We start from the raw sequence: 17,108 nt of genomic DNA on the forward strand, positions 1-17,108 counted from the left end.
ATGAGTCTCGACGTCCTGCAACAGCGTCTCGGTTACCAGTTTGTCAAGGCTGAGCTCCTGCAGCAGGCGCTGACGCATCGCAGCCATAGTGCACATCACAACGAGCGGCTGGAATTCCTCGGCGACTCCGTGCTGAACTGCGCGGTGGCCGACATGTTGTATGGCATGTTCGGCAAGCTTGACGAAGGCGATCTCTCGCGCGTGCGTGCCAACCTGGTCAAGCAGCAGGCGTTGTTCGAAATCGCCCAGATGCTCCACTTGTCCGAGGTGCTGCAGCTGGGTGAGGGGGAACTGCGCAGTGGCGGCTTTCGCCGCCCCTCGATTCTGGCCGACGCGCTTGAAGCCGTGTTCGGCGCCGTGTTCCTCGACGGCGGTTTCGATGCGGCACGCACCCTGATCCGCAAACTGTATATCCCGATTCTCGAACAGGTCGACCCGCGCACGCTCGGCAAGGATGCCAAGACGCTGCTGCAGGAATACCTGCAGGGGCACAAGATCGCGCTGCCGACCTACAACGTCGTGGCGACCCACGGTGCGGCGCATAACCAGCAGTTCGAGGTCGAGTGCCTGATTCCCAAGCTTGAGATCCACGTATTCGGCACGGGCGCATCGCGCCGCGCGGCGGAGCAGGCTGCCGCCAAGCTGGCGCTCGATGAGGCGCATCGCCTGGTGCCGCAACTGCTCAAGCGCAGCCGTACCGAACGCACCGGCAAGACGCGCAAGCAGCCGGCGCCGCAAGACCCGCAACTGTCTCTCAGGCTCAAGGAATGACCGATCAACAACCGCCGGCGGATGCCGGCACTCCTGCGGATGACATGCCGGCCGATGGCCAGGCATTCCGCTGCGGTACCGTCGCCATCGTGGGCCGCCCCAACGTCGGCAAGTCGACGTTGATGAACGCGCTGGTGGGGCAGAAAATCAGTATCACGTCGCGCAAGGCCCAGACCACGCGCCACCGCATCACCGGCATCCAGACCACGGACGATGCGCAGTTCGTATTCGTCGATACGCCAGGTTTCCAGACGCAGCATGCAACGGCCCTCAACCGTTCGCTGAACCGGGCGGTGACGTCCACGCTGTCGTCCGTCGATGTGGTGCTGTTCGTCATCGAGGCCGGGCGCTTCGGTGCGGACGACGAGAAGGTGCTGGCCCTGCTGCCCAAGAACACGCCGGTGCTGCTGATCGTCAACAAGCTCGACCGTCTCGAAGGCGAGACGCGCGACCGCGTCATGTTCCCGTTCCTGCAGAAAGTCGCGAGCGTCTACCCGTTCCGCGAGACCGTGCCGATGTCGGCCAAGAGCCGTGACCACATCGCCCGCCTGCTGGACATCGTGCGCGCCTATCTGCCCGAAGGCGAACCGATCTACGATGCGGATGCCATGACGGACCGCAGCGAACGCTTCATGGCCTCCGAGATCCTGCGTGAAAAGGTCTTCCGCTGGACCGGCGATGAACTGCCCTATACCAGCACGGTGGTGATCGACAAATTCGAAACCACTGGCAACCTGCGGCGCGTGTTCTGCACCATCCTGGTCGAGCGCGATGCGCACAAGGCCATGATCATCGGCAACAAGGGCGCACGTCTCAAGCAGATTTCCACGGAAGCCCGGCTCGACATGGAAAAACTGTTCGACAGTAAGGTCTATCTGGAAGTCTGGATCAAGGTAAAGAGCGGCTGGGCCGATAACGAAGCGGGACTGCGCGCCTACGGGTATGAGTGAACCGGTGAATGAGCCGGTGAATGAACCGGCGCATGCGTCAGTCCATGAATCAGCGCACGAATCAGCGGATGCGGCAAAAGAGGGCGCGGTAACAGAACCGCCACGCCGGGCCCCGCGCAGCGAACTGCGCATCCAGCACCAGCCCGGCTTCGTCTTGCATGCCTATCCGTATCGCGAAACCAGCCTGATCGTCGATGTGCTGACGCGCGATCATGGCCGGCTTGCCTTGGTCGCAAAAGGCGCCAAGCGCCCGCATTCTGCCTTGCGCGGTGTCCTCCAGACGTTCCAGCCGCTGTTGCTGTCCTGGACCGGCCGTGCCGAGTTGCGTACGCTGACCAAGGCCGAATGGGTTGGCGGCATGCTGCCGCTGGCCGGCGAGGCGCTGATCAGCGGCTTCTATCTGAACGAACTGCTGATCAAGTTCTGCGCACGCGAGGATCCGCATCCCGTCCTGTTCGCGCAATATACTGAAACATTGGCCCGCCTCGGGCAAGGCGACCGCGCAGCGTTTGCGCTGCGCAGCTTCGAACGCGTGCTGTTGCAGGAAACCGGCTATGCCGTGCGTTTCGACCGCTGCGCCAATCGCGCGCTGGTCGAGCCTGACGGCGAGTATGTGTACGATCCCGAGCAGGGCGTGCGGCTAGCGGCGCAGGACGCGCCCGCGGCATGGCCAGTCGTGAAGGGGCAGACCTTGCTCGACATGACGGCCAACGATTTCTCGCGCCCGGTGTCGGCCACGCAGAGCCGGATGCTGATGCGCTTCCTCTTGGATTATTATCTGAATGGCGCTGTCCTGAAGACGCGCCAGATCCTGATCGACTTGCACAATCTATGATTTTTCATGCCTCGCCAGGCGTCATCGACCTCGGCGTCAATATCGACCATATCGCCACGCTGCGGAATGCGCGTGGCACCACGTATCCCGATCCCGTGCAGGGCGCACTGCAGGCCGAGGAAGCCGGCGCGGACCTGATCACCCTGCATTTGCGCGAGGATCGCCGCCATATCCGCGATGCCGATGTCGCCACCTTGCGGCCCCTGCTGCGTACGCGCATGAATCTCGAATGCGCCGTGACGCAGGAGATGCTCGACATCGCCTGCCGCATTGGTCCGCAGGATGTCTGCCTCGTCCCCGAGCGCCGCCAGGAGGTAACGACTGAAGGCGGGCTTGATGTCGCGGGTAATTTCGAGCGCGTGCAGGCGGCGTGCCGCCAGCTCGCCGACGCTGGAATCCGCGTGTCACTGTTTATCGATCCCGAAGCGGCGCAGCTGCAGGCCGCACACGCGTGCGGTGCGCCGGTAGTGGAGCTGCACACTGGCCGTTATGCTGATGCCGACTCCCCGGAGGCAATGGCGAGCGAGCTCGCCCGCATCGCCGTCGCTGTGGACGAGGGCGTGCGCCTGGGCTTGCGCGTGAACGCCGGCCACGGCCTGCACTACACAAATGTGCAGCCCATCGCAGCGCTGACGGGCATCCATGAACTCAACATCGGGCATGCCATCGTCGCGCATGCCGTGTTCGCCGGCTGGCAGAACGCGGTGCGCGAGATGAAGGCCATCATGGTGGCGGCGCGCCTGTCTGCGCTGGCGGTTGCCGGGCGGCCGGCCGGATGATCTACGGCATCGGCACCGATATCCTGCAGATCGACCGCGTGACAGGCGTGATGGAGCGCACGCGCGGGCGGTTCGCGGAAAAGGTGCTGGGCCCGCAGGAAATGGCTGTCTATCATGCCCGCCGTGCACGTGTGCCCGCGCGCGGGCTGGCGTTTCTGGCGACCCGCTTCGCGGCCAAGGAAGCCTTCTCCAAGGCCATCGGCCTGGGCATGCACTGGCCCATGACGTGGCGCGCCGTACAGGTACTCAACGGTCCGTCCGGCAAACCGGTGGTGCGCTGCAGTGGCGAGCTCGAGGCCTGGGTGCAAGCTCGCGGGCTGACGTTCCACGTCACGCTGACCGATGAACGCGACTATGCAGTGGCGTTCGTGGTAGCGGAGCAGGGCGCAGGAACGGCCACGCGTACAACCGGCGGTAAGAGCATCGTGCCAGGCGGCTCTCATACTTCCGATTCTTCGACTTCTTCCGATCCAGGGCAAGCATGACTCGAACCAGCAATAAAAGTGGTAAACCGCAACCCGGCCCGATCGTGCTGGACGTGGCCGGCGTCCAGCTCGATACTGATGACATTCGCCGTATCTCGCATCCGCTGACGGGCGGTGTGATCCTGTTCTCGCGCAACTTCGAATCGCGCGCCCAGTTGTCGGCGCTGACACGTGCCATCCGTGCTGTGCGCGACGACGTGCTGATCTGTATCGACCATGAAGGTGGCCGCGTGCAGCGCTGCAAGACCGACGGCTTCACGCATCTGCCGGCCATGCGCAAGCTTGGCGAGCTATGGGAGCGCGATGTGCTGCTCGCCACCAAGGCCGCCGTGGCCTGCGGCTATGTGCTGGCGGCCGAGCTCCGCACGTGCGATATCGACCTCAGCTTCACGCCTGTGCTCGACCTGGATTACGGCGGCAGTGCCGTGATTGGCGACCGCGCCTTCTCGCGCGATCCGCGCGTGACGACCATGCTGGCCTCGCACTTGATGCACGGCCTGCGGCTGGCCGGCATGGCCAACTGCGGCAAGCATTTCCCGGGGCACGGTTTCGTTGCCGCGGACTCGCACGTGGCAGTGCCGGTCGACGAACGCACGCTCGACGAGATCCTGGCCGAGGATGCGCGCCCCTACGATTGGCTGGGCATGACACTGGCTTCGGTGATGCCCGCGCACGTCATCTATCCGAAGGTCGATCCCAACCCAGCGGGGTTCTCGCGCTTCTGGTTGCAGGACATCCTGCGCTCGCTGTTGTCTTTCGATGGCGTGATCTTCAGTGATGACCTGAGCATGGAGGGCGCCAGCGTGGCCGGCAGCGTGACCGATGCCGCGCACGCCGCGCTGACGGCGGGATGCGACATGGTGCTGATCTGCAACAGCCCGGACAAGGCCGACAAGCTGCTCACCGAGTTGCCGGTCGTGATCGACAAGGTGGCCCAGCGGCGTATCCGTAAGCTGTTCGCCGCCAGCAAGCCGGTCACCTGGAAAAAGCTCGAAGCGTCCACCGACTACCGCAATGCCTTGCGGCTGCTGCGCGAGCACGAGCTGATCGCCTGAGTGCACGGCTGTCGCGGACGGCATCCCAACAAAAAGCCGCCTCATGCACGAGGCGGCTTTTTGTTTGCCCGCGAGGCGTATCGCGCATACCGCTGGTGGTGATGCGGGGCGGACGGAGCCGCCGTGATGCGCCAGGCGTACGGCCGATCAGGCGCGCGAGCGGTATTCGCCGGTACGCGTGTCGATTTCGATCTTGTCACCGATATTGCAGAACAGCGGCACCGGCAGTTCGAAGCCGGTCGAGATCTTGGCGGACTTCAGCACCTTGCCCGACGAGGTATCGCCCTTGACAGCCGGTTCCGTGTAGATGATCTCGCGCACGACGACGGTCGGCAGTTCCACCGAGATCGCCTTGTCATTGTAGAACACCACTTCGACCGCCATGCCGTCTTCGAGGTAGTTCAGGGCATCGCCCATGCTGTCCTTCTCGACTTCGTACTGGTTGTAGTCGGCATCCATGAACACGTACATCGGATCGGCGAAGTACGAGTAGGTGCATTCGCGGCGCTCGAGCACCACGACTTCAAATTTGTCGTCAGCCTTGTACACGGCTTCGGAGGCTGCGCCGGTCAGAAGGTTCTTCATCTTCATCTTGACGACAGCGGAGTTGCGGCCGGACTTGTTGTATTCCGATTTCTGCACGACCAGCGGTTCGCTGCCGAGCATGAATACGTTGCCAACGCGGAGTTCTTGTGCGGTCTTCATCTTGCTTCCTGAGAGTAAAGGAGTATTCGGGCAGGTAGGTCGTGCGATGCCTGCGCCCGGTAACCGGCGGACATTGCCGGCTGCTGCGCCGGCAGGGTCTCGAGGACCGGTCTGGCATCTTCCATCGCGGGGGCTGCTCCCAGTCGCCCGTGCGCCACATGTCGCGTGCGCTGGCCGGAACGTAAGTCCCCGATAGTCAACCCGCTATTTTAACCGGTTTTCGCAAAATGCCACGAGGTTTGCAGCGAGATCGCCCAATGCCAGCAGCCGTGCGGCCCAGGCCGCCGCTGCGGCGCGCTGGGTGGCGAGCGTAGCGTAAAAGGCTGCCCAATCAAGTGCTGGATGATGCACGGGATCGTTCCAGGCATGCCAGGTATTGCGCACGACATCCGCTTCGCGGGCGGGCAGCAGTGCCAGGTAGCGGGCGAGAAATGCATCCAGCTTCTCGATGTGCGCCTCTTCTGCCTGCGGGTAGATCTGCCAGACGAACGGCTTGCGCGCCCATTGGGCGCGTACGAAGGAATCCTCGCCGCGTACGAAATTCACGTCGCAAGCCCACAGCAGTTCGTCGTAGCGCTCCTGGCGGACGAACGGAATCGGCAGGATGGTGAGATTGCCGCCTTGCCAGCCTGTCGGGCAATTGGCCACACCGCTTGCAGGCTGCATGGCTTGCCCTGGTGCACCGAGCAGTTGACCGATCTGCGTCGCCGCCAGCCCTTCCGGCACCAGGCAGACCACGGGCTGTGGCGCGATGCGCCATTGTTCCAGCAAGGATGGCAAGGCGCGATTGGCATAGGCGAACAGGCTGACCAGGCATGCGTCCGCGGGCGGCGGCGCGATGCCGAGTTGATGCCACAGGCGCTGGCGCCCAGCCGTGCCTGTCCCGAAGGCTTGCTGTTGCTGTTCCAGCCCGGTTTCATGAATCAGGCCGCCGGTGCCCGGCTCGAAGCCGGGAAAGAAGAAGTGCCGTACCAGGGGCAGGCGCGGATGCGGCGAGGCCAGGGCATGATGTTCACGCACCCACGGCTCGGCGCTCAGATACTCGAGATTGAGCCACACGGGCGGGTGCGGCTGGCGTGCCATGGCATCCAGCACGCCCGGCTGCAGGTCGCAGGCGAACGCTTCGATGACCATCTCGCCCGGCGTCCACTGCGCGGGCAGCGCTGCCGCATCACGGTCCCAGTGCAGGATGTCCACGCCGGCAATTCTCTGATGTTGCCCTTGAACATCGATCTCCGGGCACAGGCGATGAAATGCCGTGAGGTCATCCACCCACAGGCGCACGATGCAGCCATGCTCTTGTACGAGCTGGCGTGCCAGCCGCCAGCACACGCCGATGTCGCCGTAGTTATCAACGACGGTGCAGAAGAGGTCGCAGGTGAGGGAGGAATGCATGCGGGCGGGCGATCGGGGCGGAACGGTTCGGGTCGGAAGCTATGGGGGGGCGGCTGTGCTGGGGCAAATTCCTCTACACTTGCGATTCTAGAGGAAAGCCCTCATCTCTGATCAAAGCGTGACGGAACTGCATGGGCGTACAACCCCGAGCCATGCATGGTGCCACGCGAGACCGGATTGCAACAGACATGACCATGCCGGACCAAGACACTCCCGCGGCTTCGCCACCTGCCACACCGTTCGACCCGAAGGCCGTCATCGCCCGGCTGCCGAACCTGCCGGGCGTTTACCGCTATCTCGACGCGGGCGGAGTCGTACTGTATGTCGGCAAGGCGCGCGACCTGAAGAAGCGTGTCTCGAGCTATTTCAACAAAACCCAGCTGTCGCCCCGCATCGCCATGATGGTGGCGAAAATTGCTGCCATCGAGACCACCGTGGTGCGAACGGAGGCCGAGGCACTGTTGCTCGAGAACAACCTGATCAAGGCGCTGACGCCGCGCTACAACATCCTGTTCCGCGACGACAAGTCATATCCCTACCTGCGCCTGACGCAGCATGCATTTCCGCGCATGGCCTATTACCGTGGCGCGACAGACCGACGCCACCAGTACTTCGGGCCATTCCCCAGCGCCACGGCGGTGCGTGAAAGCATGCAGATCCTGCAGCGGGTCTTCCAGCTGCGGACCTGTGAGGATACGGTGTTCAACAACCGCACGCGGCCGTGTTTGCTGCACCAGATCCACCGTTGCACTGCGCCTTGCGTAAAGGCCATCAGCCAGGAAGATTATGCGCGCGATGTCGATCATGCGGCGCGCTTCCTGCTGGGCCGCCAGGGTGAAGTTATCGAAGCGTTGCAGCAGAAGATGCAGGACCATGCCGGCCGCCTCGAGTTCGAGCAGGCGGCTGCGGTGCGCAACCAGATCTCTGCCCTGTCGAACGTGCTGCAGCGGCAGGCGGTGGAGGAGGTCGGCACCGCCAGCGACATCGACGTGCTGGCCGTGGTGGTGCGGGGCGGACGCGCGTGCGTCAACCTCGCCATGATTCGCGGTGGCCGTCATCTTGGTGACAAGGCGTACTTTCCAGCCCATATCGAAGGTGTGGCCGATGTCGGTAGTGATGCAGAGGCACAGCCCGATGCACAAGCACAATCCGTGGAGGACCGCCTTGCCAGCGATGTGCTGGAAGCCTTCATGGCGCAGCATTACCTTGGTCAGTTCGTACCGCCGGTGATTGTCGTCAGCCATGCCCCGGAAGGTACAGAGCTGGTCCGGGCGCTGACCGAGCAGGCTGGGCGGCGTATCACGCTCCTGCGGCAGCCGCAGGGTGCGCGCAGGATCTGGCTGGAGATGGCGCTCAAGGGCGCGGAGCTATCCCTGGCGCGCCGGCTGGCCGAGCAGGGCAGCCAGCAGGGCCGGACCCGGGCGCTGGCCGAGCTGGTCGGCATCGAGCTGGAGGACCTGGCAGCACTGCGGATCGAATGCTTCGATATCAGCCACACCGCTGGCGAGGCCACGCAGGCATCGTGCGTGGTGTATCACAGCCATGCCATGCAACCGTCCGAGTATCGACGCTTCAATATCAACGGCATCATCCCCGGGGACGATTACGCGGCGATGCGGCAAGTGCTGACGCGGCGCTATCAGAAGCTTGCGGAGATGCTGGCGGAAGCGCCGGCGGTGTCGGATGCGGATGGAGAGGCTGTAAAGCAGGCAGAAGACGTACCACAAGAAAATGCGGCGGTCCCGGCGGAAGCACAAACTGGAGACACCCTGGAGAAGGACGCGGAAACGTGCGTCCCAAGTACGCCTGCTGAGCCCCTCAGCGATGAGCCGGCCGTGCCCCCCCTGCCTGCCATGCCGCATATCGTCCTGATCGACGGGGGCAAGGGGCAGGTCGAGATCGCGCGCCAGGTCTTCGAGGCGCTCGGCCTCGATATTGGCTTGCTGGTCGGCGTCGCCAAGGGCGAGGGACGTAAGGTCGGGCTGGAGACATTGGTCTTTGCTGATGGCCGTCCTGCGCTCGAGCTCGGTGTCGGCAGCGCGGCGCTGATGCTGGTGGCGCAGATCCGTGATGAGGCGCACCGGTTTGCCATTACCGGCATGCGCGCCAAGCGTGCCAAGGCGCGCACCACCTCACGGCTCGAGGATATCGAAGGGGTGGGTGCCAAGCGGCGTCAGCGGCTACTGGCGCGCTTTGGCGGGTTGCGGGGCGTGGTCGCGGCCAGTATCGAGGAACTTGCGAGCGTGGAAGGCATCTCGTTTACGCTGGCAGAGGAAATCTACCGGCAGTTGCATTGAACATGGGAATTGCCGCCCACCCGGCTACCGGGGTGGGCGGCCGTGCCGAAATCGGCGACAATGCCTGTGCTGCGCATTTGTGCTGCTCCCGGCGCAGGCCATCTTCTGACGAACCACCATGCCCCTGAATCTTCCGATCCTGCTGACATGGCTGCGTGTGGCGCTTATCCCGCTCGTGGTCGGCGTGTTTTATCTTCCCGAGTCGGTGCTGGCGCCGCATCTCCAGAATGTTTTCGCGGCAGGCTTCTTCGTGATCGCCGCGGTCACGGACTGGCTCGATGGTTTTCTCGCACGCCGCTGGAACCAGACCTCCTCGTTCGGCGCTTTCCTCGATCCAGTCGCCGACAAGCTGATGGTCGTGGCCGCCTTGCTGTCGCTGCTCGCGCTCGATCGGGTCTCGGACCTGATCGCCCTGATCATCATCGGCCGCGAATTGACGATTTCGGCATTGCGTGAATGGATGGCGCAGATCGGCGCGTCCAAGAGCGTGGCGGTCAATTTTTTCGGCAAGCTCAAGACTGCCTGTCAGATGACGGCTATTCCGCTGCTGCTGTGGCATGACCCTGTCGGCACGCTGGATACGGCGCGGATCGGTACCTGGATGATCTACGCCGCCGCCGTGCTGACGCTGTATTCCATGTTCTATTACATGAAGCTGGCCTGGCCGCAGATCCGTGAGCGCAGCCGCTGAAGTGGATTTTGCAAAACGGCGCTTGACGAGTGGTGCCGCTTTTTGCCATAATCTCGTTCTCGCATCGCAGCCATGTGATGCGAAAGCAAAGCCGGTAGCAAGTCAGTCATGACTTTTTTGCCGGTACCGTTGTACGGGACCCTGCGGGAATAGCTCAGTTGGTAGAGCGCAACCTTGCCAAGGTTGAGGTCGCGAGTTCGAGCCTCGTTTCCCGCTCCATCTCTACAACGTGTATTGCCGGTTGCTCTCAACTGGTGATTTTGCAGGCGTATTGCCAGACCACGCGGGAATAGCTCAGTTGGTAGAGCGCAACCTTGCCAAGGTTGAGGTCGCGAGTTCGAGCCTCGTTTCCCGCTCCAGTCTTTCTACACACTTGCCCCGCGGCTTTGCGCCGCACTGCGTGAAGTGTGCCCGGATTGCGCCGGTTTCCGCTTTTTCCTCCTGTTGTCCTGCGTTTCCCCTGGTATTTTCCGCTCCGGCTGGCTTTCTTGCGTCCGTGTCTGGATTCAGCTGACTGCTTCCCCCGTCTCACCGACATCCGGTGTGCAGCATTGTGCTGCTCCGTTTCCACAACCGATTGACGGCGGCGCAGTGTTGTCCTGCCGCCCGGCTTTCCCTCCCCGCAGGTATTCTGGCGTTGCACGTGCCTGAGCCACTTGGCTGCCTGGCAAAAATGCCGCTGGCCATTGGCGGCCGTAGCTCGGTACGCTGGTCTTGCGGATGCGTTGCCGCGTTCAAGCTCATCTGGATACTCCCACATGGATCATGTTTCCACGTTCGATCACCACCACTGCGTCGTTATTTCCGGCTGTTCCGGCAGCGGCAAATCGACATTGCTGGAGGTACTGGCCCGACGTGGCCATGCAGTCGTGCCGGAGGCCGGCCGTCGCGTCGTGCAGCAGGAGTTGGCCGCCGGCGGCAAGGCGCTACCCTGGGTCGATCTAGGCATGTTCCTGCAGCAGGTACTTGCATTGGCAGTCGACGATTTCATGGCACATCGGTACGCGCCCCACCTAGTGTTCTTCGATCGGAGCGTCGTTGATGCAGTGACCGGTCTGGAGCATCTGGGTATCGCGGCGGGGATGGCTGCCGTTGATTGCCGGTATCACGCTACAGTATTTCTTTCGCCGCCCTGGCCGGAGATCTATGTAGCCGATGCTGAGCGGCGGCATGACTTTGCCGCTGCGAAGGCCGAGTATGAGCGCCTGTGTGCGGTATACCCACGGTTGGGTTACCGGGTTGTCACATTGCCGCAGTGCGACGCGGGCGCGCGTGCCGATTGGTTACTTGAGGTTCTTGCCAATCCGACGCTACGCCCCATGCGTTGATGGCGGAGAGTGCGGAGCGCCAGTCGGGGCTGGCGGCAGAATTGAGTCCCGTCTTGCCGGGGTGCGCGGCCGACGCCGCGCACCCCGGATTCAGCCTGCCTGGGTCATGGCGCGTGCGATCGGCATGCCGGCCTCATGCAGGCGATTGCACGCGCACAGCAACGCGAGGATCGACGCCGTCACGATATTCTCATGTTGGCCCACGCCGAAACGCGTACCGGCGATCTCCGGCGAGGCCAGTTCGATGATGGCAATTGCCTGAGCCTCCGCGCCAGCGCCCAGACTCCACTGTTCGTAGCTGTCGACGCGCAGCGCACCGCCCAGCACGATACGCAGCGCATCGACGGCAGCCGCGAGCGGGCCGTTGCCGGTGCCGTGGAGATGGCGGATCGTGCCATCCACCTCGCGCAGCTGGAGTTCGATACGTTGTCCCTTGCCGGTGTCATGCAAGGCATGTGCGTGATAGCGGAATGCCCCCCGGCGCAGCGGTGGCGCATAGGTTTCCTGGAAGATGCTCCACAGTGTTGCGCTGTCGATCTCGGTATCGCTGCTGTCGGCATGCCGCTGCACCACGGCGCTGAACTCGACCTGCATGCGGCGCGGCATGGCGATGCCGTGGTCGCGTTCCAGCAGATAGGCGATACCGCCTTTGCCCGATTGCCCATTGATGCGCACGATGCTGTCATACGTCCGCCCGAGATCCTGCGGGTCAATGGGCAGGTAGGGCACTTCCCAGAAGCCGTCCGGCTGCTGTGCCGCGAAACCTTTGGCGATGGCGTCCTGGTGCGAGCCCGAGAATGCCGTGAACACGAGATCGCCCACGTACGGATGGCGCGGATGGATGGGCAGCGCAGTGCAGTCCTCCGCAATGCGTGCCACTGCGGCGATGTCGGAGAAATCGAGCGCGGGGTCGATGCCCTGCGTGTACAGGTTGAGCGCCAGCGTGACCACATCAAGATTGCCGCTGCGCTCGCCGTTGCCGAACAGGCAGCCTTCTACACGCTGCGCACCCGCCATCAGCGCCAGCTCGGCGCAGGCCACGCCGGTTCCGCGGTCATTGTGCGGATGAACCGAGAGCGTGATGTATTCGCGCCGGTCCAGCCGGCGATGCATCCATTCGATCTGGTCGGCAAAGACGTTGGGGGTGGCAACTTCGACGGTCGTCGGCAGATTGATGATCATGGGACGCGACGGCCCAGCATCCCAGGTGTGGATGGCGGCATTGCAGACTTCCAGTGAGACCTCCAGCTCCGCCATCGAGAATGTTTCCGGTGAATATTGCAAGACCCACTCGGTTTCCGGATGCTGCGCCGTCAGGGATTTGAGGAGCTGTACATGATGTTCGACCAGCGCAACGATTTCACTCACCGACATGTCGAACACCACGCGCCGCCACACCGGGGCCACGGCGTTGTAGAGGTGCACGATGGCGCGCCGCGCCCCGCGCACGCTGTGGACGGTTTCGCGGATCAGGTCCTCGCGCAGCTGCGTGATGACCATGGGCGTGACGTCGTCGGGAATATGTCCCGCGTCGATCAGATGCCGGACGATCTCGAAATCCGTGCGCGATGCTGACGGAAAACCGACTTCGATCTCCTTGAAGCCAAGCCGGACCAGTTCATGGAACAGGCACAGCTTGCGCTCGCGGTTCATCGGCTCGAACAGGGCCTGATTGCCGTCGCGCAGGTCGGTAGACAACCAGGCTGGCGCCTTCGTGATGGTCCGGGAAGGCCATTGCCGGTCGGTCAGCGGAATGGGCGGAAAAGGGCGGTACTTGGTCTCGGGTCGGTTCAGCATATGGGGCCTCGATCTGGAGCAATGGGAAAGGACAGCAGTCGATTCCCCTGCTTTCCTGTGGGCATCCATGTGGAAAGCTGGTCGAGGCCGGGGCTGGGGGAATCAGGAGTCAGTCAGACATGGCGCGCACGCGTGCAGACCCCGGCCGAGAGGCAGGGGTAGCGATAGCAGGAGGACGGTCGGGCGCGCGGTCACGGGAGGCAGCTGGCTGAAAGCGAGATGGTCAGGCGATGTGCACAGCATAGAGGATCGTCGTCTGTCTGTATCAACATAGATAGACGGATATTGTCGTAAAATGGACAACATCATCCCACGCTGGCCACTTGCGCATGGCTCGTCCCCGACCATTCCAATCCGCCGAGACGGCCGTGCCTGCGCCAGGAGCTGTGTCCGGGCCGGTGCCAGACCTGTCTCCATATGAAACGGCAAGCGTGCCCGTGGCCGGCATCGCCGTGGACTACCCGGCGGGTAGCCGCATTCCACCCCACCGCCATGGGCGTGCGCAATTGCTGTATGCCGTGAAAGGCGTGCTCACCGTGATGGCCGGGAATGGCCGGTGGATCGTACCGCCGCACCGTGGTGTCTGGCTGTGTGCCGGCGCGGAGCATGCGGTGGAGATGCGGGGGGCAGCGCAGATGCGCAGCCTGTTCATCGATCCTCGGGCCGTTGCCGATCTTCCTGCGGAAAACGGTGTGATCAGCATCTCGCCGCTGTTGCGTGAATTGATTGTTGCCGCGACCCGATTACCGCTCGACTATCGTCCCGATAGCCGCGCCGGACGCCTGATGCATTGCCTGCTCGATGAGCTGGCGGCTGTCCCGCGGTTGCCGTTCTACCTGCCGTGGCCCAATGATCCGCGTATCGCCGGGGTGTGCACCATGCTCATCGAAGCGCCGGATGCACCCGCCACGGCAGAGGCGTGGGCGCGGCAGCTGGCCACGAGTTCCAAGACCTTCCATCGGCGCTTTCTCGATGCGACGGGCGTGCCGTTCGGCCGGTGGCGGCAGCATGCCCGCCTGCTCCATTCGCTGGAAGATCTTGCGCAGGGATTGCCTGTGCTGGAGGTGGCATTCCGCCATGGCTACGACAACCAGAGCGCCTATGCCGCCGCCTTCAAGCGCCAGTTCGGCATGCCGCCGTCACGTTTCTACCGCACGGAAACGGCCTGAATCATGGGGCGGGGGCGAGATTTGGCACAATTTGCTTGACGCGCCGCGCAAACAACGACATAATTGCGTCCATTCTGTCGCGGAGGACAGGAAAAACCCTTTGTGAATCAATGGGTTGGGCTCGCAGCCCAGATCCTGTTCCGCTCCCCAAGGGAAGCGAGATGTTGCGCTTCCCTTTTTGTTTGCAGTCGTGGCTTCCCGGTTTGCCGGGATGCATGTTGACTGCGGGTGAAGGAGCGAAGGCGTGCCCTGCACGAATTTCCGCTTGCAGTTACAATGCGCCTCGTCGTGCGATTTCGTGCACAGGCAGCGTCACCTGGCGGGGTGGCAGAGTGGTTATGCAGCGGCCTGCAAAGCCGTGGACGCCGGTTCGATTCCGACCCCCGCCTCCAGTTTCAGAAAAGCCCCCGTCGGGGGCTTTTTTTATACCCGCCGCATTCCGGCCTGCGAATGTCCGGCTTATCGCATCAGATTCAAACGTAAAGGGCCTGGGCCCGGTGTTGCACCGAACCCAGGCCCTTAGCCACCGCACCGACCGTCCAGCATCGGATGGTCGGTTCAGGGCGGGGTCTTGCGTCGTTGGACTAGCTTATGGCCGGGTCACGCTATAGGACATGAAGTGCCTATCGACGCGGTTGTCCAGGGCAATGCTGATGCCCGTCCCTTGAAAACCGCGGCTGATGATGGCGCTGTAGGGAATCGGCGTGCCGGTGCTGTTATCCACGCCCTGCGGCCGCGAACGCATGCCCGGGATCGGGTTGTTCAGCGTCAGCGTGTCGACGCGGCCGTTGTCGCTGCCGCTGCTCGTCAGCTTGCGTGTGATCGTCGTCTCGGTCGAAGCCGTGATGACGGTCGAGTTGCGTGCGATCGTGCCGGTATTGAGGCTCGGATCTCCCCCTGGGTTCAGCACGGTGTTGTTGCCGCTGTCGAGCACAACGTTCTGAGTCACATCCCAGAACTTCGACTCGGTTCCAACCGGTGCAGCGCTGATCGTGTTCGGGCGCGTCAGCACGAAGCTCGACTTCAGCACCTCGGGGGCAAGACTGCCGCTCGGGTTGTTGGTGCCGAACAGCGTCAGGGCGCCGTTCGGTGCGCGGAAACCGTAGACAGGCGATGACCCGCTGCCGTACTGCAGGCTGAAGGTGCCGTCGGAGTTCGCCTGGAGGGTGGCGGCTTCGTCGGTGTCGACCGCGCAGGCGCTGAAATTGTTCGCCGGAACATCGTAGTCGCACACGGTGACCTTGCCGTCCGAGGCGATGGTCATTTCACCAACCCAGTGACGTGCGGCGTTATTGGAGGATGCCTCCTCGACGCCGCTTTCCAGGAACTCCCACTTACCCTGTACCGAAGCAAAGTTGTGCGCCTGTACCGGGAAAATAAAGCCCACACGTTCCGCATCACGGGTGACACCGGCGCCGGCCGGCCCGATCATTACCGTGGTCAGGACACTTCCGGCGACATCGAACTCGCATGCCTGGCTGCTTGGCGTGATGGCATGGTCGCCGTCGGCTGCCTTGAGCAGTCCGGCACCAAAATCGATCTCGACCACATCGGACGCGCCGATGTAGTCGATGATGCGGTACTTGCCACTCAGCGCCTGTGGGCAGCCTGCCAGCGAACCCTTGGAGATATTCGTCACGACCTCGCTCAGGGTAGTCGGTGCGCCGCTGCCCGTCGTGCTGGCGATCTGGCTTACGACCTGTGCCAGTGTTGCAGAACTCACAACGGTGCCCAGTTGGTCGAGCAGCTTGTCATAGTTGTTGCCGCCCGAGGGATTGGCAGAGGTGGCCGCCACCAGGGGCGTGTTGAATGGGTCGATCGTGGTCAGGTCTACGCCCGCGGCGGTGCTTAGCGCGGTCAGGATGTCGGTGCTGGCCTGGGTGATCGCGGTGCTGGTGACAGCGCTGCCCGAACCGAAATTGGCGAACAGATCGGATGGCAGGGTGCCGACGGCGCGTGCCAGGATCATCTCGGTCAGTGGGGTGACGTTGGCGGTGGCAGTCGTGGTCGAGCCGCTGGCCGTGCCGGCCTGGGCGAGCGAGTGCAGCGTCACGTCCACACCATTGACCTGGCCAGTCACCTTGACGATGCAGGGCAGGGCGCCATCGGTGACCGTGACGGTGTACCCGCCGGACGCGTTGGTCGTCGCCGTTCCGGTGCCGGAGGCGCATTTCACGTCCACGGCGCTGCTGGCCATCGCCAGGCCGGTCGCGGCGACACCGGACAATTGCAGGCTGGCCTGTGCGGGGGCAACCGGGGTCTCGCCACCGCCGCCGCCACATGCAGCTACCAAGGCTGCGGCCGAGAGGGCCGCCGCAGTCAATCCAAACGCTTTCAGTTTCATGTCATCCTCAATCTAGTTGTTTTTGACCTACGACAAGCGATTACAGGAGAGGCCTTGGTCAGCAAAAGGATTGCCAAGGTGTTCGCCAAGGGAAAAGTAGCTGATGCGATATGGCGAAGCTATCACCCGTTTGGGCGGTTACGGTGCATGCAACCCAGTGCTTTGTGTAACGTATGGGATCGCGGCTGCCGCCGGGCTAGCGGACGGTTTGGCGATGTTGGCGGGCGGCGTGGTTGGAAGAGGCGTGCTGACGGTCGATGGCGTGATCATCCCGCTGACACTTGCTCGGGCGATTCAGTCCCGATGAAATATTTTTTAGCGACTGCTCTTGATTGGATGGAAACCCAATGCCATCAACGTGTTATGGGCGATGAGACTGATGGTCATTGCGCCGACTTATGACTAGAGGAAGAGAGATTGCAGTGTTGGCCAGGCAAATTTCAAGAACTGATTCGGGCATGCGAAGCCCGATCTTGATTGCCCCGATATGCCCGCATTGCTGCCGAG

14 protein-coding genes and 3 tRNA genes are annotated in these 17,108 nt (G+C 63.1%); 13 read left to right on the forward strand and 4 right to left on the reverse strand.

Annotated features, from left to right (window positions below):
* The 6 genes from rnc to nagZ are packed head-to-tail and all read left to right on the forward strand — an operon-like array spanning position 1 to position 4,875.
* A complete protein-coding gene (gene rnc / locus ACQ3C8_RS04535) occupies positions 1-771 on the forward strand; it encodes a ribonuclease III (RefSeq protein ID WP_428852616.1) in 771 nt (256 codons plus the stop codon).
* The gene (era, locus tag ACQ3C8_RS04540; RefSeq protein ID WP_428852617.1) at positions 768-1,721 is read left to right on the forward strand and encodes a GTPase Era; all 954 of its coding nucleotides are present in this window, start codon (positions 768-770) and stop codon (positions 1,719-1,721) included. The genes rnc and era overlap by 4 nt, the downstream gene beginning before the upstream one ends.
* Positions 1,714-2,556, forward strand: a complete 843-nt coding sequence (recO, locus tag ACQ3C8_RS04545; RefSeq protein WP_428852618.1) for a DNA repair protein RecO — start codon at positions 1,714-1,716, stop codon at positions 2,554-2,556. The genes era and recO overlap by 8 nt, the downstream gene beginning before the upstream one ends.
* Entirely contained in the window at positions 2,553-3,335 is a 783-nt protein-coding gene (gene pdxJ / locus ACQ3C8_RS04550) for a pyridoxine 5'-phosphate synthase (protein WP_428852619.1), read from the forward strand. Before recO ends, pdxJ begins: the two co-directional genes overlap by 4 nt.
* Positions 3,332-3,820: a holo-ACP synthase gene (gene acpS / locus ACQ3C8_RS04555; protein ID WP_428852620.1), complete on the forward strand. Its 489-nt coding sequence runs from the start codon at positions 3,332-3,334 to the stop codon at positions 3,818-3,820. The genes pdxJ and acpS overlap by 4 nt, the downstream gene beginning before the upstream one ends.
* Entirely contained in the window at positions 3,817-4,875 is a 1,059-nt protein-coding gene (gene nagZ, locus ACQ3C8_RS04560; RefSeq protein ID WP_428852621.1) for a beta-N-acetylhexosaminidase, read from the forward strand. Before acpS ends, nagZ begins: the two co-directional genes overlap by 4 nt.
* Positions 4,876-5,022: 147 nt before the next feature.
* Here nagZ and efp read toward each other — a convergent pair whose 3' ends face one another.
* Both efp and earP read right to left on the reverse strand, forming a co-directional pair.
* On the reverse strand, positions 5,023-5,580 hold the full coding sequence (efp, locus tag ACQ3C8_RS04565) for an elongation factor P (RefSeq protein WP_428852622.1): 558 nt from the start codon (positions 5,578-5,580) through the stop codon (positions 5,023-5,025).
* A 204-nt stretch (positions 5,581-5,784) separates the two neighbouring features.
* A complete protein-coding gene (gene earP, locus ACQ3C8_RS04570; protein ID WP_428852623.1) occupies positions 5,785-6,975 on the reverse strand; it encodes an elongation factor P maturation arginine rhamnosyltransferase EarP in 1,191 nt (396 codons plus the stop codon).
* A 188-nt stretch (positions 6,976-7,163) separates the two neighbouring features.
* Between earP and uvrC the strand changes: the two genes are divergently transcribed.
* The 5 genes from uvrC to ACQ3C8_RS04595 all read left to right on the forward strand — a co-directional run bounded on the left by uvrC (position 7,164) and on the right by ACQ3C8_RS04595 (position 11,291).
* The gene (gene uvrC / locus ACQ3C8_RS04575; RefSeq protein WP_428852624.1) at positions 7,164-9,272 is read left to right on the forward strand and encodes an excinuclease ABC subunit UvrC; all 2,109 of its coding nucleotides are present in this window, start codon (positions 7,164-7,166) and stop codon (positions 9,270-9,272) included.
* A 118-nt stretch (positions 9,273-9,390) separates the two neighbouring features.
* Positions 9,391-9,963, forward strand: coding sequence for a CDP-diacylglycerol--glycerol-3-phosphate 3-phosphatidyltransferase (gene pgsA / locus ACQ3C8_RS04580; RefSeq protein WP_009522136.1), 573 nt, complete (start codon positions 9,391-9,393; stop codon positions 9,961-9,963).
* Positions 9,964-10,106: 143 nt separating this feature from the next.
* Positions 10,107-10,182: transfer RNA gene (locus ACQ3C8_RS04585), tRNA-Gly, on the forward strand.
* A gap of 64 nt (positions 10,183-10,246) precedes the next feature.
* A tRNA-Gly gene (locus ACQ3C8_RS04590) sits at positions 10,247-10,322 on the forward strand.
* Positions 10,323-10,721: 399 nt separating this feature from the next.
* Positions 10,722-11,291 (forward strand): AAA family ATPase, encoded by a 570-nt coding sequence (locus ACQ3C8_RS04595; RefSeq protein WP_428852625.1) that lies wholly within the window; start codon positions 10,722-10,724, stop codon positions 11,289-11,291.
* 90 nt (positions 11,292-11,381) lie between these two features.
* Here the strand turns inward: ACQ3C8_RS04595 and leuA are convergent, their stop codons facing one another.
* The gene (gene leuA / locus ACQ3C8_RS04600; protein WP_428852626.1) at positions 11,382-13,088 is read right to left on the reverse strand and encodes a 2-isopropylmalate synthase; all 1,707 of its coding nucleotides are present in this window, start codon (positions 13,086-13,088) and stop codon (positions 11,382-11,384) included.
* A gap of 368 nt (positions 13,089-13,456) precedes the next feature.
* Between leuA and ACQ3C8_RS04605 the strand changes: the two genes are divergently transcribed.
* Both ACQ3C8_RS04605 and ACQ3C8_RS04610 read left to right on the forward strand, forming a co-directional pair.
* Entirely contained in the window at positions 13,457-14,257 is an 801-nt protein-coding gene (locus tag ACQ3C8_RS04605; RefSeq protein WP_428852627.1) for an AraC family transcriptional regulator, read from the forward strand.
* Between the two features lie 318 nt (positions 14,258-14,575).
* Positions 14,576-14,649 (forward strand) — tRNA-Cys (locus tag ACQ3C8_RS04610).
* 197 nt (positions 14,650-14,846) lie between these two features.
* On the opposite strand, the gene ACQ3C8_RS04615 is transcribed toward ACQ3C8_RS04610, so the two are convergent.
* A complete protein-coding gene (locus ACQ3C8_RS04615; protein ID WP_428852628.1) occupies positions 14,847-16,601 on the reverse strand; it encodes a hypothetical protein in 1,755 nt (584 codons plus the stop codon).
* Between the last annotated feature and the right edge of the window lie 507 nt (positions 16,602-17,108).

It is taken from the genome of Imbroritus primus (assembly GCF_964332355.1).
Classification (GTDB): Bacteria; Pseudomonadota; Gammaproteobacteria; order Burkholderiales; family Burkholderiaceae; genus Imbroritus; species Imbroritus primus.

Excerpts from the sequence above, each read along its gene's own strand:
- ACQ3C8_RS04595 (WP_428852625.1), top strand. The coding sequence starts at position 10,722 with ATGGATCATGTTTCCACGTTCGATCACCACCACTGCGTCGTTATTTCC.
- nagZ (WP_428852621.1), top strand. The coding sequence starts at position 3,817 with ATGACTCGAACCAGCAATAAAAGTGGTAAACCGCAACCCGGCCCGATC.
- efp (WP_428852622.1), bottom strand. The coding sequence starts at position 5,580 with ATGAAGACCGCACAAGAACTCCGCGTTGGCAACGTATTCATGCTCGGC.
- ACQ3C8_RS04615 (WP_428852628.1), bottom strand. The coding sequence starts at position 16,601 with ATGAAACTGAAAGCGTTTGGATTGACTGCGGCGGCCCTCTCGGCCGCA.
- era (WP_428852617.1), top strand. The coding sequence starts at position 768 with ATGACCGATCAACAACCGCCGGCGGATGCCGGCACTCCTGCGGATGAC.
- uvrC (WP_428852624.1), top strand. The coding sequence starts at position 7,164 with ATGACCATGCCGGACCAAGACACTCCCGCGGCTTCGCCACCTGCCACA.
- leuA (WP_428852626.1), bottom strand. The coding sequence starts at position 13,088 with ATGCTGAACCGACCCGAGACCAAGTACCGCCCTTTTCCGCCCATTCCG.
- acpS (WP_428852620.1), top strand. The coding sequence starts at position 3,332 with ATGATCTACGGCATCGGCACCGATATCCTGCAGATCGACCGCGTGACA.
- rnc (WP_428852616.1), top strand. The coding sequence starts at position 1 with ATGAGTCTCGACGTCCTGCAACAGCGTCTCGGTTACCAGTTTGTCAAG.
- earP (WP_428852623.1), bottom strand. The coding sequence starts at position 6,975 with ATGCATTCCTCCCTCACCTGCGACCTCTTCTGCACCGTCGTTGATAAC.
- recO (WP_428852618.1), top strand. The coding sequence starts at position 1,714 with ATGAGTGAACCGGTGAATGAGCCGGTGAATGAACCGGCGCATGCGTCA.
- pgsA (WP_009522136.1), top strand. The coding sequence starts at position 9,391 with ATGCCCCTGAATCTTCCGATCCTGCTGACATGGCTGCGTGTGGCGCTT.
- pdxJ (WP_428852619.1), top strand. The coding sequence starts at position 2,553 with ATGATTTTTCATGCCTCGCCAGGCGTCATCGACCTCGGCGTCAATATC.